The sequence below is a fragment of the Sphingopyxis sp. genome (assembly GCF_965279755.1).
In the GTDB taxonomy this organism is placed as follows: domain Bacteria; phylum Pseudomonadota; class Alphaproteobacteria; order Sphingomonadales; family Sphingomonadaceae; genus Sphingopyxis.
Window position 1 is genome coordinate 1,080,694 of record NZ_OZ257261.1, and the last position, 22,485, is coordinate 1,103,178.

Here is a 22,485-nt window from a genome sequence, read left to right on the forward strand (position 1 = left end):
CATAGCAGGACGGCCCGATCGGAGCCATCGGGCATTCCGTCGTCAGAACTGAAAGCCGACCCCGACGGCAGCGCCGCCCTGGCTTCTTGAATTGTAGCTGCCGGTCGCCTTTACAACCACGCGGCCATTGTCCGACGCCTTCGAAAAGCCGAACGCCACCGCCTGCTCGCCTTGCCAGGTCGACACGCCGACCCCCGCGATGCCCATTCCCGGCTCGAACGCCTGGGGCACCTGACTCATCGCCATGGCCGCGGCGGTCCCGCCGTTCGAATCGCGACGTTCCCGACGAAGGTCGAAACGCAGGTCGGCAAGCGCCGCGTCGGTATATTGATTGGCCTGGCTCAGCGTGCCGGCAAGACCCGAGTTGAGCTGCCCCAGATTGATCGCGTCGGTCGCGGCAACCGCGGTGCCGACATTGGTGATCCGGTCGCCGCCCATGTCGATGCCGTTCCCGTTGATCGTGGGACCGCCGGTGATCGCGATACTCTCGATCCCCGTCAGATTGGGATTGACCGCAACCTGCACCTCGCCGCCATTCTGATGGATCATGATGTTGTTGCCGGCGGTGAACGACGCCGTCGCACCGGCGGGGACCTGCGTCACCGACGTGCCGGTCGTCACACCCGATCCGACCATGCCGGTCGTGAGGTTCCAGGCACCGCCGCCGCCGCCGCTGCCCGCGTTGGCACTGACGGCCTGAAGCGCATCCTGAACGTTTGAATAGACGTTGCTGCCGATCACGATCTGCGCATTGATCCGGTTCGTCGCGGGATCATAGGTCGAGCCGGGACCGATCGCCGCCGCCATGCTGTCGCCCAGCGCGACGAGCTGGCTGCCGTTCACCGCCTCGGTGCTTGTGGACGACAGGGTCGCGGCCGTCACGCCGGTGATCTTGCCCGTGCCGCCATCGTTGATCGTCACGGTGCCGAACCGGGGCGCCGCCGCAAGCTGGATATTGATCGCCCCGGTGCCGGGATCGGTCACGGTGCGGATATTGGCACCCGAATAGGCCCCGGTCGTCGTCGCATCGCCCTGAATGAGCAGGACTTGCCCGCTCGACCGCGTCACCGTGCCCCCGGCATTGCCGCCGAAGCCGATATTGACATTGCCGATTGCGGCGCTGAGCTGACTGACATTGACGGCGTCGGTGGCATCGACACCCGCCGCGACGCCGGTGACGCGATTGCCGCCATTGTCGAGACCCGCCCCGGTCAGCGAGACTGTGCCATTGGGTCCGCCACCGATCGACACCCCATTGGTATCGAGCGTCGTATTGCCTGTCGTCACGCTGTCGAGCGCGATATTGTCGGCGAGGTCGAAGGTCACGTCATTGCTGCCGGCCGTCTTCGACACGACGATGTTGCCGTCGCTGTTATTGAGATCGACATCCGTTCCGGTCGCGCTGGCGGTCCCGACATTGCTGGCGTTCGCGCCCTGCGCGCTGATGTTCCAGCCCGCATTGGCGGCCACCGCCACGGCATTGAGCTGATCCACATTGACCGCGTCGGTACCGTTCACCCCGGGGCCGACGTTGACGATGGCCAGATTGCCCGCGTCGATGCCGGTGGCAAGCACGCCCGGACCGCCGGCAATCGAAAATCCGTTGGCATTGAGCAGCGCGCTCCCGATCCGGAGGCTTCCGGCCGCGGTCAGATCGATATCGGGATCGAGCGCGATCACGAAGCGGCCGTCGTCGTCGACGCCCGTTTGCGTAACGCTGATATTGCCATCGCCTTCGAACGTGACGTTGCCGTTCGCTCCGACATTGACGCTATTTCCGTTGATATCGGTGAGGTTCCAGCCTGCTGCGGCGAGCTGGCCGATCGTCTCGAGCGCCTCGTTCGTCGCCGCAAGCTGCGATCCGTTCACCGCGTCGGTACTCGCCGAACTGATGCGGCCCGCCGCAACATTGGTGATCGTTCGCTCGACCCCCGGCGCGCCGACCGAGACCGTTCCGATCGGCGTGGTCCCGGCAAAGCCATAGTCCGTACCGAGGATCGTGACCTGAAACGTCCCGACGTCGGGCGCCGTCTGCGACCCCGCGCCGAGCGCGACCGAATTGTCTTCGCTGGCCACGGCACCGCGGCCGATTGCAGCGGCATCGGACGCCGATGCCGAGGCGAAACTGCCGAGGGCAAGACTGTCGGCGCCGCTGGCAATCGTGTTGGCGCCGATCGCGGTCGCGCCCGAATCCAGCGCCTGCGCGGCGGTGCCGACGGCAACCGCATTGCCGCCCGTCGCTGTCGCGGAATAACCGTTGGCAAGCGATTGATAGCCGCTTGCCTGCGCCTCGCTTCCGAGAGCGGTCGAATTCTCCCCGCTGGCACTCGCATTGGTTCCCATTGCTATCGCGCCTATTTGCGACGCTTCGGTACTGTCACCGATGGCAATAGAGCCACCCTGCTGCGCCTGCGCGCTTTCGCCCATCGCGATGGCCGAGAAGCCTCCGGCGAAGGCGATGCGGCCGATCGCGATCGAGCTGCCACCGATGTTCGCGGACGCGCCATTGCCGATGGCGACGGCGCTGTCGGCGCCCGCGCTCGACGTCGAACCGAGCGCCACCGCGCGATATCCCTGCGCATTGACGCTGTCGCCCATTGCCAGCGAGCCCGGTCCTGTCGCATTGCTCGCGCGCCCGATCGCGACCGAGCCATCGCCGGTCGCTGTATTGGCGGCGCCGATCGCAACCGCGCCATCGCCCTCGGCATGCTGGTTGGTGCCGACGGCAACCGCGCCCTCGTTCGGACTTGCGCCATTGGCCGATGAATCGGCGCCGATGGCGACGTTCAGTCCGGTGATCCCCGACATGGTATTGACGCCGATGGCGACGCCGCCGATGCCGCTCGCCGTCACCGAGCGGCCGATCGCAATCGATTCCTTGGCGAACGCGACGGCGTCCCTGCCGATCGCCGTCGCGCTCTCGTCGCTCGCCGACGCGTTCACGCCGATCGCGATCGCATTCTCGCCGGTCGCGGTGGCACCGCCTCCGCAAACAACCTGATCGCCGGGCGCCGCGGCGGTTTCGAGTAACTGCGACGGAATCGGACCGCCGGTTGCAGGATCGATGCAGACCGCGTCCTGCGCCTGGGCAGGCACGGCAAAGCCCATGCTCATGACCGCGCCGAAGGCCAGGCTACCAAGAGCCAGATGCTTCCGGTCGATGCCCGGCGCGCGGTGCGCCTTGCGCAACGCCCGCAACAGCTTGCGCCGCGCGCTCCAGCCCGACTGGCCCGTCAGCGAAGAACCGATGGGCGCCCTACCCGGCATATCCGTCTGCATCTTGTCCCCCATGGAAAATAAAAGACCGTGCAGGGAGAATCGAATATCTTGGTTAATATCCTGTTGATACTGATGGATTTTCAGTAGTCCGGACGCCGCGAAACAAAACCATTCCGGCAGCATTTTTCCGTAAACGACGTCGCCCGGCCGTCAGGCCCCCGTCAGGGCTTCGTGCCGTAATCGATCCGGATGCGGACCCACGTACCGACCAGCACCCGCCCCCCGACGCGCGGCGGCCGGACCTTGAACTGCCAGGCGGCGGCGAGCACCGCGCGCGTGATCTGCGATCCGTTCGGATATTCGTCGAGGCCGACGCAATCCTCGACGCGATAGTCGGGCGCGGTGCGGCAGGCGATCAGCCCCCAGCCCGGCCCGCTCGCGGTCGACAGATAGCCGCGCAGCTCGCTGTCGCTCGGCTCGCGATACCACGCCGCGGCGTACATCGGCTGCCCGTTGGGCGCCGTCCCCACCCGCGGCGTGTCGCGATAGGCGGGCGATCCGCCGGTATCGGGCGGGCCATAGACCGCGCCGCCGGGCGGGCGGACATTGACCGCAGGCGGCGTCGGCGCGGGCGCCGGGGCCGGCTGGGCCGGCGCGGGCAAGGGCGAACTGACCGGCGGCGGCGGAAGCGGCGAGGCCTGTTGCGGCGGCGTCGGCGGCTGGTCGGTCGGGGGCCGCGGCGCCACCGACGGCTTCTCGGCCTGCTGGCGTTCCTGCGGGCTCGGCTCGGACGCCTGCTCGGACACCTCGCTGGCCTGCAGCGCCACGGTTGTGACGACCTCTTCCCTCACGTCGGGCGGCGACCCGAGCCCGAAGGACAGCAGCAGGAACAGCAGGATCGCGGTGATCAGGACGGCCAGGCTTATCGCAAGCGCACGCCGCCCTGCCCCGATGCTGAGCTGTTCGACATAGGGCGAGACTGGGGAAGGACTCAGGGGAAGCAATCTTTGAACGCGGCGGCCGCCGGCCGCCTTATTTCGCGCGATCCCGCGGGGGTCAAGCCGTCAATCGCTTGTCGCCCCGCCCGTCGTGCGTGCGCGCCGCCGCGAGGGCCGCTTCCGCACCCCGGCCACGCCGTCATCCGCCGGCGCCGGAATCAGCGGCAGCGCCGGCGTCACCTCGCCGCGCGCCTCGGCGCCCTCGATCCATTCGCGCCAGCCCTCGGGAATATCGCCGCCCGCCGACACCCAGTCGGCCTCGCCCGCGAAGCGCTGCACCGGCGCGGCATCGACCGGCGCGCCTTCATACATCTGCAGCGGCCCATGATAGGGCGCATCATGCTCGCGGAGCTGTACCAGTTCCACGCCCGGATCGCCCATCTGCATCGCAATCGCCTCGGCCCCGCCCTCGTCGGCGGCGGCGATCAGCGCGCGCTGCCGTTCGGCGAGCGCATGCAGCGCCGCGTCGATCTCCGCCTGCGCCTGATTGTCGAGCGCCACCCCGTCGAACCCGTCGAGCAGCGTCGCCGCCTCGTCCTGCCGTCCGTTCGCGTCGAGCGAGGTCGCGGCATCGCCATGGATCACCGTCCGCACCGTCGTCGTCGAGGCTTCGGCCATGGCACCCGCCGCCGCGCCGCCCTCACCGCTCCCGGCCACCGCAGCGCCCGCCCCGGCACTGGCGCGCGTCGAGAAATAGTTGATCGTCGTCCGCTTGCCGCCCGCATCCTGCCCGAAATGGCGCAGGCAGAACATCAGCAGCGCGTCATTATGCTTGCGCCGGAACCCCAGCAGCTTGCCCGCAACGAAGACGGGCACCAGATAGCCGTCGATCGCGCGTTCGAACGCGATATCCTTCAGCCGCGCGACCCCGAAATCGAGCGCCGCCTCCCACGCCCGTCGGAAGCTCTCCGCGCCGGGCGCGCGCCGCAGCGTATAACAGTTCGTCTGCGCCATATTGACCATCGCCGCCGCGCGACTGACCGATCCCGTATCTGCGAGCGCCGCGATAAACGCCCGCTGCCGCTCGGGCGTCCACCCGTCATGCCGATATTTGCGCGGCACCGGCGTAAAGTCGGGAAGCGGCGGCCGAGCCTCCGCCGCGATCGGTGTGCGGTTCTGCATGATATGCCCTCCTGTCTGCCAAACCGGACAGGATATGACGTGGCGGAGGAATGTAGGAAAGGGGTTTGTTTATGGTTTGTTCCTTCGCATCACTTTCAAAGTACGTCTAAAAGAAATGCGTCACACTCTGAGCTTGATAGACCAAATTTAGCGGGACAGGAGGACTAGCTTGGGCCGCTTGATCCTCGCGCGCTGGATCGCCGGCTCGTCAGGCTGCCGATTAATTGCTCGCTCTACCACGGCAGGGATCTCACCGCGCTTTGAGACGTGGACCAAGGATGGCAAATTTGCCGGTGCGGCCTTTCTTTCTGGCGGTGATAGCCGAGTGACCTCAGCCGATTTGAATTCCAGCTGAGGCGGAGCATCTTCGATGTTTGGCTGTGCAATCTGGCGCTCGGCAATCGCGGCTACTACCGCCTGGCGAGACGCCGCCGGTCCAATGATTAGAGACAAATCAGGCGGCGAATTCTCGGCTGGACATAAGATGGTCGATAAAGGGAAAAATAGGTGTCGCAGGTACTCTACTCGTTTCCACCTCGGCCGCTTTCCTTCAGCTTTAGCTTTTACCAGAGCACGGACGATGGCGTTAATTTGTCGGCCATCAGCGAGTTGAATTCCCGATATCTCGCCCTGCGAAGCGTCGCAGGCGCCCAAGGGATTGTAGAACGCGTAAAGTGGAATGGTCGGCAACTTCTCCTGGACTGATGACCGGATTAGTGTGGATGCCTGCTTGCCCGTTCCGTGAGGATGATCCAACTCTCGATATGAACCCCGGAGCCAGTTGGTTGGGTTAGGGATCAAGCGTTTCGACTGAATCCTGTACTGGACACTATCGCCGGTGGTCGGCTGAAAGATAACGAGATCAAAGTCTCCCCCTGTCGATGCCTCAGGCGGAGTGAAGACGGTAGCGTCCTCGCCACCGATCTTTAGCAACGACGCGATAATGATGTCCGTAACGCTATCTTCTCGGAATCGTCTTCCAATTTTTGTTTCAAGTTCGAGGAAGTCGGCCGCCATTGCCGGTATTCTTTCCGCGAGGTCACAGGGCGAAGTAAAAATCGGCGTCATGTGCCCCTATCCATAATGCGATCTCTTCGATCTCTTGCCCCGGATGTTCAATGTAATGATCCTTTAGATTTACCGAAATACGAACCAAATTGACTCGAACGCAATTATCCTCCTAATTTATCGTCATAGGGGGTAGCGATGACCACGAAAATTCAAATGCGGGCAGGAGAGGTCGAGTTCACTCTAGAGAGTGACATGCCTATTGCTGTGTCCGATATCAGAGATTTTTTAGCGCAAGTGCAGGAATTGGCTCAATCGATAGCCCCTCCTACAGCAACAGCGCCACCGCCAAGTTCAAGCATTGGCAACGCGACAAATGGTCAGCTCTTGCTGGAGGATAGCACCCCCAAGCTCCATGTGAACAGTGTCGCAGAAAGACTCAATGCCTCGTCAGGGCCTGAAGTCGCGGTAGCTTCCGCAGCTTACCTACAAATTGTTCAGGGGAAGCAAAGCTTCACGCGAAAGGAACTGCTCGACAGCATGAAAGCGGCTACGAACGTTTACAATCAAAACATGAGTTCAAACTTATCGTCGATAATCAAAACGTTGACCGGGTCAAAGTTCAATCAACTCGCCAATGATTCCTACGCTTTGAAGGGCGATGAAATTAAGGATTTACGTGGCAAGCTTGCTGACTGAGGATGACCTCAAGCAATGGCTCCACAAAGAGCTTAGGCAACTGGACAAGTTGCTTCTCATACTTGCGACCTTCGATGTGCCGGTCAAAGTGGCTGGAATAAGAGAGCGTGCGGCGGAAGCCGGGCTCAAAATGGGGAAGAGTTGGAATCCCTCGGCGACTATGAGCCGCAGTAAAGGACTCGCCATTAATATACCGGACGGATGGGAGATTACCGATGCAGGCCGGAATCATCTTCGCAATCTGGGTATTTCTTCTCTAAGCCCAGCAGCGGTGCAAGTGGCTTTCGACCTTCGTGCCCATTTAACTAAGCTCCAAAATACAAATACCCGCGCCTTTGTCGAAGAAGCAATCAAGTGCTACGAAGGCGAACTATATCGCTCGGCTATAGTGATGTCTTGGATTGCCGCAGTCGATGTTCTCCACAGGACTATAGCGTCGAAGCATCTTTCGGCCTTCAACATAGAAGCCAAGAAAGTCGATCCTAAGTGGAAAGATGCTGCGAATGAAGATGGCCTCGGTCGTATGAATGAAGAAGCGTTTCTGATCAGGTGCGCCAGCATAGGGGCGCTTGGAAAAAATCAGAAAGACACTCTGCTTTCAGCCCTCAAACTGAGGAACGGGTGCGGTCATCCCAATAGCTTGAAGGTTGGCCCAAACATGGTTGCCAGCCACATTGAAGCATTGCTGCTAAACGTATTTGAACCCTTCCCCGTATAGCGTGGCATTGCATAGGCTGGCGGGAGAATCGCCAAGAGTAAGAATCTCGAAATTCCTCGCGCTAACCCAGCTCAACCGCCCGCCACTCCCCCACCGCCAACTCCCCAATCTCCCACCCCCCGATCCGCCACCGCACCAGCCGCAGCGTCGGATAGCCGACCGCGGCGGTCATGCGGCGGACCTGGCGGTTGCGGCCTTCGGTGATCGTCAGTTCGATCCAGCTATCGGGCACGCTCTTGCGGTATCGCACCGGCGGGTCGCGGTCCCACAGCTCCGGCGGGTCGATGCGGCGGACGGTCGCGGGGCGCGTCGGGCCGTCGTTGAGCGTGACGCCGCGACGGAGCGCCTCCAGCGCGGCTTCGTCGGGCTCGCCCTCGACCTGCGCGAGATAGGTTTTGGGCGTCTTGTGCTTCGGCGACGAAATGCGCGCCTGCAGCGCGCCGTCGTCGGTCAGGATCAGCAGGCCCTCGCTATCGCGGTCGAGCCGCCCCGCCGGATAGACGCCGGGCACGTCGATATAGTCGGACAGCGTCGCGCGCGGGCCGCCATCGCCTCCCGCTCCGCCCCCGGTCATGCTCTTGTCGGTAAACTGGCTGAGCACACCCCACGGTTTGTTGAACAGGATCAGCGTCATGGCATCAGGCTCCCAAAAGACTTCGGGCGACCGCCTCGGCGACCTTGATCCCGTCGACCGCCGCCGACAATATGCCCCCGGCATAGCCCGCACCCTCGCCCGCGGGGAACAGGCCGGCGGTGTTCAGGCTCTGAAAATCCTCGCCGCGGGTAAAGCGCACGGGCGAGGAGGTGCGGGTTTCGACCCCCGTCATCACCACGTCGGGATGGTCGTATCCCGCGATCTGGCGCCCGAACACCGGGATCGCCTCGCGCATCGCCTCGACCGCGAAATCGGGCAGGCACTGCGCCAGATCGGTCGGGGTGACGCCGGGGCGGTACGATGGCACGACGCTGCCCAGCGCGGTCGACGGGCGCCCCGCGAGGAAATCGCCGACGCGCTGCGCGGGCGCCTTATAGTTCGATCCGCCTGCGACGAAGGCGAGCGATTCCCAGTGCCGCTGGAACGCGATGCCGGCGAGCGGGTCGCCCGGATAGTCGCGTTCGGGGTCGATCGCGACGACGAAGCCCGAATTGGCGTTGCGCTCGTTGCGCGAATATTGGCTCATGCCGTTCGTCGCGACGCGGCCTTCCTCGGACGTCGCGGCGACCACGGTGCCGCCGGGGCACATGCAGAAGCTATAGACGGTGCGACCGTTCTTGCAGTGGTGCGAGATATGATATTCGGCGGCGCCCAATATGGGATTGCCCGCATCGGCGCCGAAGCGCGAGGCGTCGATCCACGATTGCGGATGCTCGATGCGGACGCCGATCGAAAAGGGCTTCGCCTCGACATGCACCCCCGCCGCATGGAGCATCGCAAAGGTATCGCGCGCGCTGTGCCCGATCGCGAGGATGACGCGGTCGGCCTCGATATAGTCGCCGCCCGACAGGTGCACCCCCTGAACGCGGCGCTCGCCCGCGCCGTCGGTGACGATATCCAGCCCGTCGACCTTGTGCTGCCAGCGATATTCGCCGCCCAGCCCCTCGATCGTCTCGCGCAGGCTTTCGACCATCGTCACCAGCCGGAAGGTGCCGATATGCGGGTGCGCCTCGGTCAGGATTTCGGGCGGCGCGCCGGCCTTGACGAACTCGGTCAGCACCTTGCGGTCGAGGTGCCGCGGATCCTTGATCCGGCTGTACAGCTTGCCGTCGGAGAAGGTGCCCGCGCCGCCCTCGCCGAACTGGACGTTCGATTCGGGGTGCAGCACGCTGCGCCGCCACAAATCCCATGTGTCCTTCGTGCGTTCGCGGACGACCTTGCCGCGGTCGAGGATGATCGGGCGGAATCCCATCTGCGCCAGGATCAGGCCGACGAACAACCCGCACGGCCCCGCGCCGACGACCACCGGCCGCTTGATGCCCTTGGGGGCCTGCGTGATGAATTTATACGCGGTGTTCGGCGTCTGCTGGACGTTGCGGTCCTTGCGAAAGCGCGCGAGCACCGCGCCCTCATCCTTTACATTGACGTCGACCGAATAGATCAGCTTGATATTGGTCTTGTCGCGCGCATCGTTCGCGCGGCGCGCGACGACGTAGCGGATCAGCTCGCGGGGCGAAATGCGCAGCCGCTTGCAGATCGCGGCGGGCAGTTCTTCGTCCGCATGGTGCAGCGACAATGTGAGTTCGGTCAGGCGAAGCATCGCCCGCCTTTAGGGCGCAACCCGGCAGGGGGAAACGGGATTCAAAAGAAAAGGGACGGCCATCGCTGACCGTCCCCTCTTGATCCTTACGCCGCTTCCTTCTTGCGCGACGCCTTCTTGCGCTCGTGCGGATCGAGCAGCGCCTTGCGGATGCGGATATTCTTTGGGGTCACTTCGACCATTTCGTCGTCGTCGATATAGGCGATCGCCTGTTCCAGCGTCATGCGGCGCGGCGGGGTCAGGCGGATCGCGTCGTCCTTGCCCGTCGAACGGAAGTTCGTGAGCTGCTTCGACTTCATCGGGTTGACCTCGAGGTCGTCGGGCTTGGCATTCTCGCCGATGATCATGCCCTCGTACAGCGCCTCGCCGGGCGAGACGAACAGGATGCCGCGCTCTTCGAGCGGGCCGAGCGCATAGGCGACGGCTTCGCCATTGCCGTTCGAGATCAGGACGCCGTTCTGGCGACCCGCGATCACGCCCTTGTACGGCCCGTATTTCTCGAACAGGCGGTTCATGATCCCAGTGCCGCGCGTGTCCGACAGGAATTCGCCATGATAGCCGATCAGGCCGCGCGACGGGCCCGAGAAGGTGATGCGCGTCTTGCCGCCACCCGACGGACGCATGTCGGTCAGGTCGGCCTTGCGGATCTGCATCTTCTCGACGACCGTACCGCTATGTTCGTCGTCGACGTCGATGACGACGGTTTCATACGGCTCGGTGCGCTTGCCGGCTTCGTCTTCGCCGTACAGCACCTTCGGACGGCTGATGCCGAGTTCGAAGCCTTCGCGGCGCATCGTTTCGATGAGCACGCCGAGCTGAAGCTCGCCTCGGCCCGCGACGTCGAAGCTGTCCTTGTCGGCGCTTTCGGTGATGCGGATCGCAACGTTGGTTTCGGCTTCGCGCATCAGGCGGTCGCGGATCATGCGGCTCGTGACCTTGCTGCCCTCGCGGCCCGCCATCGGCGAATCGTTCACGGCAAAGCGCATCGACAGCGTCGGCGGGTCGATCGGCTGCGCGGCGATCGGCTCGCTCACGCTCGTGTCGGCGATCGTGTTCGCGACGGTCGCGTTGGTCAGGCCCGCAATTGCAACGATGTCGCCCGCGCGTGCTTCCTCGACGGGAACGCGATCGAGCCCGCGGAACGCGAGCAGCTTCGAGGCGCGACCGGTCTCAATCACCTTGCCGTCCATGTCGAGCGCGTGGATCGGCTGGTTGACCTTGACCGTCCCCGACTGGACGCGGCCAGTCAGGATGCGGCCAATGAAATTGTCGCGGTCGAGCAGGGTCGCAAGGAAGGTGAAGGGCGCGTCTTCGGGCAGGCCCGGGGTCGGGACGTGCGACACGATCGTCTTGAACAGCGGCTCGAGCGTGCCCTCGCGCGCTTCGGGGCTTTCCGAGGCATAGCCGCCGCGGCCCGAGGCATAGAGGATCGGGAAGTCGAGCTGTTCGTCATTCGCTTCGAGCGCGAGGAAAAGCTCGAACACTTCGTCGAGCACTTCGGCGGCGCGCGCGTCGCTGCGGTCGATCTTGTTGACGACGACGATGGGCTTGAGGCCGAGCGCGAGCGCCTTGCCGGTCACGAACTTGGTCTGCGGCATCGGGCCTTCGGCCGCGTCGACGAGCAGGATGACACCGTCGACCATGCTGAGGATGCGTTCGACCTCGCCGCCGAAGTCGGCGTGGCCCGGGGTGTCGACGATGTTGATGCGCGTCAGGTCGGCGCCTTCTCCCCACTCGACCGAGGTGCACTTCGCAAGGATGGTAATCCCGCGTTCCTTTTCGAGGTCGTTCGAGTCCATCGCGCGCTCTTCGACGCGCTGGTTGTCACGGAAGGTGCCCGACTGGCGGAACAGCTGATCGACGAGGGTGGTTTTTCCATGATCGACGTGGGCGATAATGGCGATATTGCGCAGAGACATGCGGAAACGGACCTTGATGGAAGGGGGCAGCGCCCGGAGCGCCGCGAAACGCCGCGCCCCTAACAGAAGAGGTGCTGCATCGCAACAAAATTGCCCGCCTCGAACGACGCGTCAGCGACAGGGCGACGAGGCAGCATGATAATCGCCGCCCCAGCGGCGAAAGCCCGCCGTGTCGATATGGAAGCGCGTCGCGACATAAATGCCCAGCCCGACGCGGTTCGCGGCGCCGGTCTGCGCGTGGAGCGGACACAGCTTTGCGATCAGCGCGGCGCGATCGACCTTGCCCGTCGGCATCAGGTCGAGCGCCGCGAATTGCAGATGCTTGCTCGCCTTTGCGCCCTTGAAGCAGCGATTGGCGACGGAATCGCGATAGCCCGAAACGACACGCACCGGCCCGACGGCGGGAACGACATGATCGCGGACATAGCGCAGCGTCGGCACCATCGCGGGCCACATTGTTTCCGGCGGCACCGCGAAGGGTTCGATCGCCGGGCAGCGCCGCCAGCGCGCATCGCTGCGCAATATGTCCGCGAGCGGCAACACGTCACCAACGCCTTCGCGCGCCAGATAGGCTTCGAGTGCCGCGACGTCGGTTCTGGCCGGATCCGCACGCCAGACGGCGAAGCGGTCCGCGTCGCTCGGCGCGAAACGGTGGCGGATATGAGTCGCAAGCAAGGCCGCAACCAGCAGCGCGATCAGGCCGACCGCGATCCAGCGCATCACAGGCGGTCGACCAGCCGTTCGACTTCGCGCGCGGCGAGTTCCGCCGCACGGACAAGATTCGTATGAAAGTCGCCCGCACTCTCGCCATTCGCGTCGTCGGTGACGGCCTTGATCGCGGCCCAAGGCTTGCCCAGCCGTGCGGCAACCTGCGCGACCGCGCCGACCTCCATATCGACGAGACTCGCCCCCAGATTGTCCTTCAGGTCTGCCGCGGCATCGGGGCAGGCGACGAAACTGTCGCCGCTCGCGATCCGCGCGTGCGGCAGGTCGACGCCCGGGTCGGCCATCGCGGGGAAATGGGCTTCGCCGGCTTCGCCGATCGGCCATTCGCCAGCGCGATAGCGACGGAAAAGGCCCGGTTCGCTGGCGCCATAATCATGCTGGACTGCCTCGGCGATCCAGTAGGCCCCCGGCGCGGCGCCGAGTGAACCGCAGGTTCCGCTCATCAGCAGCAGATCCGCCTCGCCGCCAAACACACCCATGCACAGCGCGGCGTTGACCTTGCCAAGCCCGCAGATCGCGATGGTCAGCGCATGGCCGTTCGCGGCGAGTTGCCGGACAGCGAACGGTCCGTCGTCCTTTGTGCCTTCGCCGGGAAACAGCGCATCGCCCTCTTCGGGAAGCGCGGCGAGGATCAGGATATTGGCCATATCGCCTCTCTATCGCCTCGCGCGGCCTTGCCAAGCAGGCATGGTGCCGCCATCGCTCGTTCGATGCTCGCGCGCCTCTTCCCCGACCGCTTCGTCCCCGTGCTGCTCGCGACGATCCTGCTCGCCAGTCTGCTGCCGGTGCGCGGCGCGGTCGTGCCGGTGGCGCAGGGCGTATCGACCGCGGCGATCGTCTTTCTCTTCTTTCTGAATGGCGTCCGCCTGCCGCGAGACGAAGTGCTTCACGGCATCCGCAACTGGAAGCTGCAGGGCGGCGCGCTCGCTTTCTGCTTCGGGATCATGGCGCTGCTGGGCCTCACCGCGCAGTGGATCACCATGCCCTTCCTTCCCGCAACGCTTGCGCTAGGTTTCCTCTTCCTCGGCATTCTGCCCTCGACGGTCCAGTCGGCAACCGCAGCGAGCAGTATGGCGGGCGGCAACGTCGCCGCCAGCGTCGTTGCCGCCGCGCTGCTCAACCTTGGCGGCGTGCTTCTCTCCCCCCTTCTCTTCGCGACGCTCGCGGGCGCCGAGGGCGAGATCCATGGTGAAGCCGTCCTGCGGATCGTCGCGATCCTGCTGCTGCCCTTCGTCGCCGGCCAGCTCGTCCAGCGCTGGCTGCGTCCATGGGTTCTCGCCAACCGCGGCCTCGCGACGTTCATGGACCGCACCGCGATCGCGATTGCCGTCTATGTCGCGTTCTCGGCCGCCGTCGTTGGGGGGATATGGAACCTGCTCGACGCGCGCGAGATCGGGATCGTGTTCGCCGCCGTCGCAATATTGCTCGCGGCGTCCTTCGGCGGCGCCTGGGGATTCGGGACGCTACTGAAGCTGGCGCGGCCCGACCGCATCACCCTGCTTTTCTCCGGCGCGCAAAAGAGCATCGCGGTCGGCGCGCCGCTTGCCGCGACGCTATTCCCTCCCGCAACGGCGGGCGTGGTGCTCGTCCCGATCCTCGTCTATCATATTGCACAGCTTATCCTCTCGGCCTGGATCGCGCCCGGACTTGCGCGCCACGAAGAGGTGTAGTGCTTGAATAATACAGAGTCACATGCCATATAGAAATCGGCACTGGGGTTGGAAGGAAATGGAATGAGCGAAGAGACCGTGACGGCCACCGCGACCGAAGGACTGACGCTGACGCCGCCCGATCCCGTGCCGACTGTGGCTCCCGAAAAGGCCGCGGGGCTAGTGCCGCTGTCGGGCGAGCAGAAATCGAAGCTCGAAGAGCGCGTCGATGGCTTCATCGACGACCTCGTCGCGCAGGACGTCAATTCGCCGGCTTTCGGGCAAAAGGTCGATCAGATCACCAACATGGGCCGCAAGGAGATGCTGGAGGCAGCGAGCCATTCGAACCGCTTCCTCGACCGTCCGGTCAAGGCGATGGACCGCGACAGCGACATCGGCATGAACCTGATCGAACTGCGTAACACCGTCGAACGGCTCGACCCGTCGGCGAACGGCAAGCTGCTCAGCAAGCGCGGCCTTCTCGACAAATTGTTCGGCAGCAGCGTCACCAATTATTTCGCACAATATCGCTCGGCCCAGTCGCACATATCGGGCGTGTTGACCGCCCTGTCCAACGGCAAGGACGAGTTGCTGATGGACAATGCCGCCATCGACGTCGAGCGGCGCAAGATGTGGGAAGCAATGGGCAAGCTCGAGCAGATGGTGCATATTGCCCAGACGCTCGACGAAAAGCTCGAAGCCAAGGCGAACGAACTCGACGGCGTCGATCCGGCGAAGGCAAAGATCCTCCGCGAAAATGCGCTCTTCTACGCGCGTCAGCGTACCCAGGATCTGCTCACGCAGATGGCCGTGACGGTGCAGGGCTATCTTGCGCTCGACCTCGTCAAGAAGAATAATGTCGAGCTGGTGAAGGGCGTCGATCGCGCCTCGACCACGACCGTCGGCGCGCTCAAGACCGCGATCACCGTCGCGCAGGCGATGACCAACCAGAAGCTGGTGCTCGAACAGATCACCGCGCTCAACACGACGACCGCGAACATCATCGACGGCACGTCGAAGATGCTGAAGGACAATACCGCACGCATCCACGAACAAGCGGCCTCGAGCACGATCCCGATGGAAACGCTCTCGCGCGCCTTCCAGAATATTTATGACACGATGGATGCGATCGACACCTTCAAGCTCAAGGCGCTCGACAGCATGAAGACGACGGTCCAGTCGCTCGAAGGCGAGGTCGCGAAGTCGAAGGGCTATATCGCGCGCGCCGAGGGAGCGGCGCAGGCGCAGGCGAGCGTCGGCGGTGCCGACAGCCCGCTCGCCTCGCTCGAAGGCTAAGGATAGGCGATGACGATGAGTGAAGTCGACAAGGTTCGCCTTTCGGCGGCATCGGCGATCGAGCGGTCGCGTGAACGCCGGCGGCCGATCGGCACCAAGAGCGTCGCGCTGCGCCGCCAGCATCTCTACAAGAAGCTCGGCCGGATGCTGATCGCGGGCGGTATCGTGCTGCTCGGCGCTGCGGTGTTCGGCGCGCTGATCCAGCCGCTCGGCTTCACCGGACTGCTCGCGCTGTTCATCCTGCTGATCGGCGTCGCCGTGCTGTTCGGCCGCTCGCCGTTTCCCGAGCCGCGTCAGGCCGATCTACCCAGGACCGATCTCAAGCAGCTCGCGGGTCGCACCGAAATCTGGCTCGAAGCGCAGCGCCCCGCGCTTCCCGCGCCCGCGCGTCAGCTCGTCGACGGCATCGGCGTCCAACTCGACCTGCTCGCACCGCAGCTCCAGACACTCGACGCATCGAGCCCCGCGGCGGCGAATATCCGCAAACTGGTCGGCGAAGATCTGCCCGAGCTCGTCGCAGGCTATCAACGCATCCCTGCGGGCCTCCGCACCGAAGCGCACGCCGGCCGCACCCCCGACGAAACCCTCGTCGGTGGCCTGACGATGCTCGAACGGGAAATCGGCGACGCGGCGCGAAATCTGGCCGCGGGCGAACTCGACAAGCTTGCGACCCGCGAACGCTATCTCCAGCTCAAATATCAGGGCATCGAGAGTGAGGATCCATCGTCGATCTAGGCGAGTGATCTAGGTGCGCAGACGCTGCGTACCGCCCAGCCACAGGAACAGGATCAGCAGCAGCGGTGGCGCAAGGCCCCATTGCGCGGGTCCTGCGAGCGGCGCGAGCAGCGCCGATGACGAAAGCAACCACAGCGCCGCGAGCAAGGCGGCAACCACCGCCGCCTCAAGCACAAAGCTGCCGAGGAAGCGGCGCTCGGCGCGCGCCAGCGCGGCCTCGGCATCGATCGTCCTTTCGACGCGAGCGAGAAAGGCTCGATCACCCGCTTGCTCGCGCTCCGGCGGCGCGAGCAGCGCGCCCAGCATGGCATCGAGTTCCGCGTCATTCGGCTGCGTCATGGTGCGCCTCCTTCGCCGATCATCCTCTGCGCCTTTGCCCGCCCGCGCAAGACGAGCGATTTGAGCGTACCGAGCGGCACTCCCATGATCTCTGCCGCCTCGCCGTGCGACCAGCCATGGCCGAAGCAGAGGGTGAGCGCAGCGCGTTCCTGTGACGAGAGTCCGGCCAGCAACCGTTCGGCGTCGATCGCAGCGTCGCTGCCCGGGCGGGGATCGCTCGCCGTCGCGGCGTCTTCACCGGCCGCCAGCGCCTCGCGCCGCCGCGCGGTGCGCCGCTGATCGAGGAAGATTCGCCAGCCGATCCCGGTAAGCCATGCGGCATAGCTGCCCTGTCCGCGGTAATCGCCCGCGCGCTGCCAGGCGCGAACGAACGCCTCCTGTGCGATGTCGTCGGCGTCACTTCCCGCGACGCGCGACAGAAAGCCGCGCAGCCGCCCCTCATGCCGCAGCACGAGAAGCTGAAAGGCGGCGCGGTCTCCCCCGGCGACGCGGTGATTGAGGAGCCGGTCTTCCTCGTCACGCAGCGTCGCGCTCCCCGGCAGCAGCAGCCCGCGCGAGGCGGCGGCGGTAGAGCAGCGCAATACCGACGAAGGCTGGGAAAAGCGCCGCGCCTGCCGCAACGCGGATCAGCTGCTCATGCCCTTGGATCAGGCCGAATCCGGCCATCGCGAGGCCGATCGCGAGCAGGACGAGTCCGTTGCGATCGTCGCCTGGCGCATCGCCGCTGCGTCCGAACCCGAATTGTTCGTACGGCTTGTTGAGCTTGTCGATCATCGCAAGCGCAGTGTCCGACTTCGCGTCGAGCGCGCGGCGAATCGACCGGTGCAGCATCCACGCGTTGATCAGGCGCGCGAGCAGGAAGAAACCGATCACGAACAGCGCAACCATCGTGATATTTTCGAGCCAGCCGAAAAAGCTGTCGGTCACCGCGACCAACTCGGTCGCGGGCGGCGGCGGCGGCAGGAAGGACGCGATGTCGCGCGGATCGATATAGGCGGCGACATCGGCCGGGCTGATCGACTGGCCGGCAGTCACGGGCACGGTGACGGCGGCAGGCGCCGTCGCCGCGGGCGTCGCGGACGCGGCAGCGGCGGCTGCAAGCAAATAGGTCATCTTCTTCCTCCTTCACGCCGCATGGCATGGTGAAACCACAGGCGGCGACTCCCGGCAAGGCGCATATCGATCCGCAAACGGGGGAGCGGATCAAGTGCGCGGGAAGTCGCCGCCGGGACCGGCACAGGCCGATCACAGCCTAGACGGCACCAGCGACGCCGGTGGATGCAGCGGGAGGAAATTTTTGCGGTGCGGGCGGACTAAAGCCCTTCGCCGCCCAGCCAATGCGCGTTGACGAGGCGCCGCGCGAGCGCGCTCACCTGAATACGGATATCGGGGACCGCGACGACTTCCCACAAATCGCCGCGCGTCATAGGGCCGATCGCCAATATATGCTCCGAAGCGCGGCCCTGAGCGTCGATGATATGGCCGTCGCGGTCGATATCGAGGCCGAGGCGCAGTGCATCGGGGCGGATGCGCTTGGCACCGAGCATCCGCTTTACCAGCGGATCGGACGAACGGAGCAGGTCGCCCTGCGGCCCGGTACAGTTAATCATCCGCTGCACATGGGTGACCACCCGGCCCCCCTCGCCGCGCGGCAGCCAGCTGACCGCCAATGCATCGCGTTCGGCGGTCACGTCGGCGATCTTGCCGGCGCGGAACCGAAGCTGGCCCGACGCGACCAGCGCGTCGATCCGGTCGGCAACCTCGGGAGCGAGCCGGTGGCGGTGCACGTCCCAGAAGGGGCGCAGATGGCGCAGGAAGCGGGCACGCTTTTCCCCGTCGGCAGACGCCCACATCATCTGGGTGATCGGGCGGATCGAATCGACGACGAGCCGCCAGTCGCGCTCCCCTGATTCCCCGCGTGCCCAGCGCACGAGCTCGGAAAGATCGGGCGCGGGCTTCGCCAGCACCGGCTGTGGGCGCGGCAGGCTTTCGAGATGGCGGTGCGGGCGGAGGCCACGGCGCGACAGCGCGGTGATCGGTCCTTCATGACCATGTGCGACCAGCCGCAGGATCACGTCGACCGCGGTCAGCCCGGTGCCGATCACCAGAACGCTCGCATCCTTGTCGAGTCCGTCCTCGAACGCGCTCGCCCATGGATCGCCGATATAGCGGTGCGCGGGCAGGCGGGCGCCGTTGATCGCGGGCGGATCGTGCGGCGGCAGGTTACCGATCGCCAGCACCGCCCGGTCGGCCTCGATCAGCCCGCCATTGACGAGGCCGAGCGTCACTTGCCCGCCGCGCTCCTCGATATCGAGCACCGCGTCGTCGACGAGCTTCAGGCGCCGGCCATGTTTCTCCATCGCTGCGGCGAGTGCCTCGCGCAGATAGCGGCCATAGGTCGCGCGCGTTACGAAGGCCGCGTCGCAGCCAAGGCCACGCGCGGCCAGCCAGTTGCAGAAATGGTCGGGCCGGTCGGCAAAGGCGCTCATATTGCCGGCGCGGACATTGAGCAGATGTCCGCTCTCGCTGCTGCTATAGGCGACCCCCGCCCCCATGCGGTGACGGTCGCGCTCGATCAGCAACACCTCGACATCGGCCTGTTCGAGCAGGTTCAGCGCCAGCATCGTCCCCGAAAAGCCCGCTCCGACGATCGCGACGCGGGTGGCGGTACGAAAGCGTGGGCGCGGCGAATGAAGCTCGGTCGCGATCAGATTCACCGGCTCACCACATCGCCCGAGACGGTCACGCGCTCAAGCGCGCGCGGTTCTGGCCAGTAATCACCGACCGCATAATGCTGCGTCGAGCGATTGTCCCAGATACCGATCGCGTTCGGGGTCCAGCGGAAACGTACCTGATATTCGGGCACCTTGATCCGGTCGAACAGCAGGCGGAGCAGACTGTCGCTCTCCTCTTCGCTCACGCCGAGGATGCGCGTCGTGAAGGTAAAATTGACATAGAGGATCTTCTCGCCCGTGTCGGGGTGCGTACGCACGACCGCGTGGCGCACCGGCGGAAAATCGCGTGCGAGCTGGGCGCGCTTTTCCTCTGTCACGCGGCCGCCAAAGCTGCGGACGATGTCATGCTCGGCCTCCAGCCCGTCGATGCGGTCCTTCACCGCCTGCGGCAGGCCGGCATAGGCGGCCGCCGCGTCGGCCCACATCGTGTCGCCGCCCAGCGGCGGCAGGTGGCGCGCGCGCAGGATCGAGCCGATCGACGGTCGCTCGCGGAAGGTCACATCGGTGTGCCATTTGTTATAGGCCTGAAACGGCGCGACGGTCTCGGCGGTCAACTGGACGCCCTCGACGACCTCGATCCGCAATATCTCGGGATAGCCGTCGACCGACGGAATCACCGGATGTCCTTCGAGCTCCCCGAAAAAACGCCCGAGCCGGACATGGCTTTCGTGGCTGATGTCCTGATCGCGAAAGAAGATCACCTTGAAGCGCAGCCAGGCAGCGCGCAGCAAGGCGCCTTCTTCGTCCGTCAACGGGCGGTCGAGGTCGAGCCCGCTGATCTCGGCCCCGATCGTTGGGGTCGACGGCGAAATCGATATGCCGAGGACGCGGGCAGCATCGAAAATATCGGGAATCTGGGCAAGGCTGGCCATCTGTCTCTCCTCTCGCCGCTCGGGCGCCTGATCGGTCGACTCGGAATACGTCCCGTGAAGCCAAAGTTAACTCAATCAATCTAATTGACAAGATGCAACACGGCGGGATGCGCGAAAGTCGCGATGGGCAACAGCGCGCGGTCAGCAGCGGATGCGGATCAACGCCCCCGGACCCGCATCATCTATCTCCAGCGTCCATTTGTGCGCCGCCACGATCGCCGACACCAGCGCCAGCCCCAGTCCGGTGCCCGGCTGTCCGGCGGTCTGCGGTCCACGAAAGAAGCGCTCGGTCACCCGCTCGCGCTGATCGGCGGCAATCCCGGGGCCGGTATCGGCGACTTCGATGGCGATGCGCCCCTGGTCGCGCGCCGCGCCGATCGTGATGACCGCACCTTTGCCGCCATATTTGACCGCATTGTCGAGCAGGTTCGACACCGCCTGAAACAGCAAGTTCGGATCGGCTTCGATCTCCAGCCCGGGGGCAACCCGGCTATCGATCCGCTGCCCGTGCGCTTCGGCGTCGGGGACATGCAGTTCGGCCGCGTCGGCAAGCAGCGTCGTCAGGTCGACGCGGCGCAGCCCGGTCAGATGCCGCCCGCTCTCGATCCGCGCGATGCGTAACAGGGCGTCGAAGATCGACTGCAGCCGCTCCGCCTCGGCGAGTGCCTGATCGGCGAGGCGCTGACGCTCGTCCTCGTCTTCGGCCATTCGCAGATCGTCGAGGTCGGCGTGCAGCCGCGCGAGCGGGGTGCGTAGTTCATGCGCAACATTGTCCGACACCCGGCGCACCGATTCGACCGCTTCCTCGATCCGTCCGAGCATCTGGTTCAGCGTTGTTGCGAGCTCGTCGAAATCGTCGCCGGTTCCGCGCAGCGGGATACGCTCGGTCAGACTGCCCGCCATCACCCGCCGCGCGGTTTGCGTCACCGTATCGATGCGCCGACCGACAGCCCGGCCCATTGCAATGCTGCCGCCGATCGCCAGCGCCGCAGCGATCAGGATCAGCCACGCCGCCGCGGCCGAGAATATCTCGTCCCGATCGTCGATATCCTCGACATCGCGGCCGATGATGAGGCGTGATCCGTCGTCGAGGCGCCGCTCGACCGACAGCGCGGTATAATCCTGCTCGGTTCCGAGGAAGGACACGTCCGCATCAAGAAGTTGCCAATCGGCGAGAGAGCCGTGGGGCCAGCTCGGCAGGTTGGCCGTCACCGCCTTTCCGTCCGGCAGAACCAGCGCGTGAAAGGGACGCCGGGGTCCGGTTTTTCCCCGAAACTGCAGCGCCCGCAAAAGCGCGGCGCGCCCGCCCGTCCGGTCGACGGCAGCCAGACTCCCCGCCTCGCGTTGCACCACCGCCGCTTCCCTCAGCATCGGCCGGTAGACGCCGAACCAATAGGCGGCGGCAAACATCGCGGCGGTCGAGGTCAGGAACAGCGCGACATAGATCAGCCCGAGCCGCAGCGTCAGACTGCGCCACAAACGGCGCCGCGGCCGGGATCTCACGTGCCCGCCCGCATGACATAGCCGGTGCCGCGCACGGTGTGGATCAGCGGCGCTTCCTGACCGCGATCGACCTTTTGCCGCAGCCGGCTGACATGCTGGTCGATGATGTTGGTCTGCGGGTCGAAATGATAGTCCCAGACATGCTCGAGCAGCATCGAGCGCGTCACCACCCGCCCTTCGTTGCGCGCAAGATAGGCGAGGATGCGGAATTCGCGCGCGGTAAGGTCGATCGACCGGCCGCGCCGCCGCACCTGCTGGCCAAGCAGGTCGATGTCGAGGTCGCCGACGCTGAGCTTCGTCTCGGCGACGATCGCCGGGCCGCGGCGGCCGAGCACGTCGATCCGCGCGAGCAGTTCGGACATGGCGAAGGGCTTGGTCAGATAATCATCGCCGCCGGCGCGCAGCCCGGCGACGCGCTCGTCGACTTCGCCGAGCGCGCTCAGGAACAGCACCGGGGTGGTATCGCCCGTCGCGCGGATCGTCTGGACGATGGTCAGGCCGTCGACGTGCGGCAACATCCGGTCGACGACGATCAGATCGAAACTCTCGGACGCCGCGCGCAGCAGCCCCTTGCGGCCATCTTCCTCGATAGTGACGAGATGCCCGGCCGCCTTCAGCCCCTTGCCAATATGCTCCGCAACGCGGGCGTCATCCTCGATCACCAGTATCTGCATCATCCTTTCCGTTACCGG

General features: G+C 65.2%; 21 protein-coding genes. 5 read left to right on the forward strand and 16 right to left on the reverse strand.

All coding sequences use genetic code 11. From position 1 onward, the window contains the following. Window positions 1-42: 42 nt before the first annotated feature. From ACQY80_RS05265 to ACQY80_RS05280, 4 genes are all read right to left on the reverse strand, one after another. Window positions 43-3,279 carry a YadA-like family protein gene (locus tag ACQY80_RS05265; RefSeq protein WP_428684333.1) on the reverse strand — a complete coding sequence of 1,079 codons (3,237 nt, stop codon included), beginning with the start codon at window positions 3,277-3,279 and terminating at the stop codon, window positions 43-45. A gap of 161 nt (window positions 3,280-3,440) precedes the next feature. Further along, window positions 3,441-4,223, reverse strand: a complete 783-nt coding sequence (locus ACQY80_RS05270) for a hypothetical protein (protein WP_428684335.1) — start codon at window positions 4,221-4,223, stop codon at window positions 3,441-3,443. 60 nt (window positions 4,224-4,283) lie between these two features. After that, complete coding sequence (locus ACQY80_RS05275; RefSeq protein WP_428684337.1) at window positions 4,284-5,339, reverse strand: hypothetical protein; 1,056 nt, start codon at window positions 5,337-5,339, stop codon at window positions 4,284-4,286. Window positions 5,340-5,486: 147 nt separating this feature from the next. Further along, entirely contained in the window at window positions 5,487-6,407 is a 921-nt protein-coding gene (locus ACQY80_RS05280) for a DUF6615 family protein (RefSeq protein ID WP_428684339.1), read from the reverse strand. 138 nt (window positions 6,408-6,545) lie between these two features. On the opposite strand from ACQY80_RS05280, the gene ACQY80_RS05285 reads away from it, so the two are divergent. Continuing rightward, window positions 6,546-7,046 (forward strand): hypothetical protein, encoded by a 501-nt coding sequence (locus ACQY80_RS05285; RefSeq protein ID WP_428684341.1) that lies wholly within the window; start codon window positions 6,546-6,548, stop codon window positions 7,044-7,046. Continuing rightward, window positions 7,027-7,764, forward strand: a complete 738-nt coding sequence (locus tag ACQY80_RS05290) for a hypothetical protein (protein WP_428684343.1) — start codon at window positions 7,027-7,029, stop codon at window positions 7,762-7,764. Before ACQY80_RS05285 ends, ACQY80_RS05290 begins: the two co-directional genes overlap by 20 nt. Window positions 7,765-7,825: 61 nt before the next feature. On the opposite strand, the gene ACQY80_RS05295 is transcribed toward ACQY80_RS05290, so the two are convergent. The 5 genes from ACQY80_RS05295 to ACQY80_RS05315 all read right to left on the reverse strand — a co-directional run bounded on the left by ACQY80_RS05295 (window position 7,826) and on the right by ACQY80_RS05315 (window position 13,311). Beyond that, window positions 7,826-8,398, reverse strand: a complete 573-nt coding sequence (locus ACQY80_RS05295; RefSeq protein WP_428684345.1) for a pseudouridine synthase — start codon at window positions 8,396-8,398, stop codon at window positions 7,826-7,828. 4 nt (window positions 8,399-8,402) lie between these two features. Beyond that, entirely contained in the window at window positions 8,403-10,019 is a 1,617-nt protein-coding gene (locus tag ACQY80_RS05300) for an NAD(P)/FAD-dependent oxidoreductase (protein WP_428684347.1), read from the reverse strand. A gap of 86 nt (window positions 10,020-10,105) precedes the next feature. Then, window positions 10,106-11,938: a translational GTPase TypA gene (gene typA / locus ACQY80_RS05305; protein ID WP_428684349.1), complete on the reverse strand. Its 1,833-nt coding sequence runs from the start codon at window positions 11,936-11,938 to the stop codon at window positions 10,106-10,108. A gap of 111 nt (window positions 11,939-12,049) precedes the next feature. After that, entirely contained in the window at window positions 12,050-12,658 is a 609-nt protein-coding gene (locus tag ACQY80_RS05310) for a D-Ala-D-Ala carboxypeptidase family metallohydrolase (RefSeq protein ID WP_428684351.1), read from the reverse strand. After that, window positions 12,658-13,311 (reverse strand): purine phosphorylase, encoded by a 654-nt coding sequence (locus ACQY80_RS05315; protein WP_428684353.1) that lies wholly within the window; start codon window positions 13,309-13,311, stop codon window positions 12,658-12,660. The genes ACQY80_RS05310 and ACQY80_RS05315 overlap by 1 nt, the downstream gene beginning before the upstream one ends. Before the next feature lie 63 nt (window positions 13,312-13,374). Here ACQY80_RS05315 and ACQY80_RS05320 point away from each other — a divergent pair, with 63 nt between their 5' ends. The 3 genes from ACQY80_RS05320 (at window position 13,375) to ACQY80_RS05330 (ending at window position 16,344) form a co-directional block, all read left to right on the forward strand. Then, window positions 13,375-14,334, forward strand: a complete 960-nt coding sequence (locus ACQY80_RS05320) for a bile acid:sodium symporter family protein (RefSeq protein WP_428684355.1) — start codon at window positions 13,375-13,377, stop codon at window positions 14,332-14,334. A 63-nt stretch (window positions 14,335-14,397) separates the two neighbouring features. After that, window positions 14,398-15,609: a toxic anion resistance protein gene (locus ACQY80_RS05325; RefSeq protein WP_428684357.1), complete on the forward strand. Its 1,212-nt coding sequence runs from the start codon at window positions 14,398-14,400 to the stop codon at window positions 15,607-15,609. 9 nt (window positions 15,610-15,618) lie between these two features. Next, the gene (locus ACQY80_RS05330; protein ID WP_428684359.1) at window positions 15,619-16,344 is read left to right on the forward strand and encodes a hypothetical protein; all 726 of its coding nucleotides are present in this window, start codon (window positions 15,619-15,621) and stop codon (window positions 16,342-16,344) included. Window positions 16,345-16,353: 9 nt separating this feature from the next. Here the strand turns inward: ACQY80_RS05330 and ACQY80_RS05335 are convergent, their stop codons facing one another. The 7 genes from ACQY80_RS05335 to ACQY80_RS05365 all read right to left on the reverse strand — a co-directional run bounded on the left by ACQY80_RS05335 (window position 16,354) and on the right by ACQY80_RS05365 (window position 22,467). Further along, window positions 16,354-16,683: a hypothetical protein gene (locus tag ACQY80_RS05335; protein WP_428684361.1), complete on the reverse strand. Its 330-nt coding sequence runs from the start codon at window positions 16,681-16,683 to the stop codon at window positions 16,354-16,356. Beyond that, window positions 16,680-17,264 (reverse strand): RNA polymerase sigma factor, encoded by a 585-nt coding sequence (locus ACQY80_RS05340; protein WP_428684363.1) that lies wholly within the window; start codon window positions 17,262-17,264, stop codon window positions 16,680-16,682. The genes ACQY80_RS05335 and ACQY80_RS05340 overlap by 4 nt, the downstream gene beginning before the upstream one ends. After that, window positions 17,200-17,796, reverse strand: coding sequence for a hypothetical protein (locus tag ACQY80_RS05345; RefSeq protein WP_428684365.1), 597 nt, complete (start codon window positions 17,794-17,796; stop codon window positions 17,200-17,202). Before ACQY80_RS05345 ends, ACQY80_RS05340 begins: the two co-directional genes overlap by 65 nt. A gap of 200 nt (window positions 17,797-17,996) precedes the next feature. Further along, complete coding sequence (locus ACQY80_RS05350; protein WP_428684367.1) at window positions 17,997-19,400, reverse strand: FAD/NAD(P)-binding protein; 1,404 nt, start codon at window positions 19,398-19,400, stop codon at window positions 17,997-17,999. Next, window positions 19,397-20,290, reverse strand: coding sequence for a TauD/TfdA dioxygenase family protein (locus ACQY80_RS05355; RefSeq protein WP_428684369.1), 894 nt, complete (start codon window positions 20,288-20,290; stop codon window positions 19,397-19,399). Before ACQY80_RS05355 ends, ACQY80_RS05350 begins: the two co-directional genes overlap by 4 nt. A gap of 141 nt (window positions 20,291-20,431) precedes the next feature. After that, window positions 20,432-21,793 carry an ATP-binding protein gene (locus ACQY80_RS05360; RefSeq protein ID WP_428684372.1) on the reverse strand — a complete coding sequence of 454 codons (1,362 nt, stop codon included), beginning with the start codon at window positions 21,791-21,793 and terminating at the stop codon, window positions 20,432-20,434. Further along, window positions 21,790-22,467 (reverse strand): response regulator transcription factor, encoded by a 678-nt coding sequence (locus ACQY80_RS05365; protein ID WP_428685761.1) that lies wholly within the window; start codon window positions 22,465-22,467, stop codon window positions 21,790-21,792. Before ACQY80_RS05365 ends, ACQY80_RS05360 begins: the two co-directional genes overlap by 4 nt. Window positions 22,468-22,485: the final 18 nt, after the last annotated feature.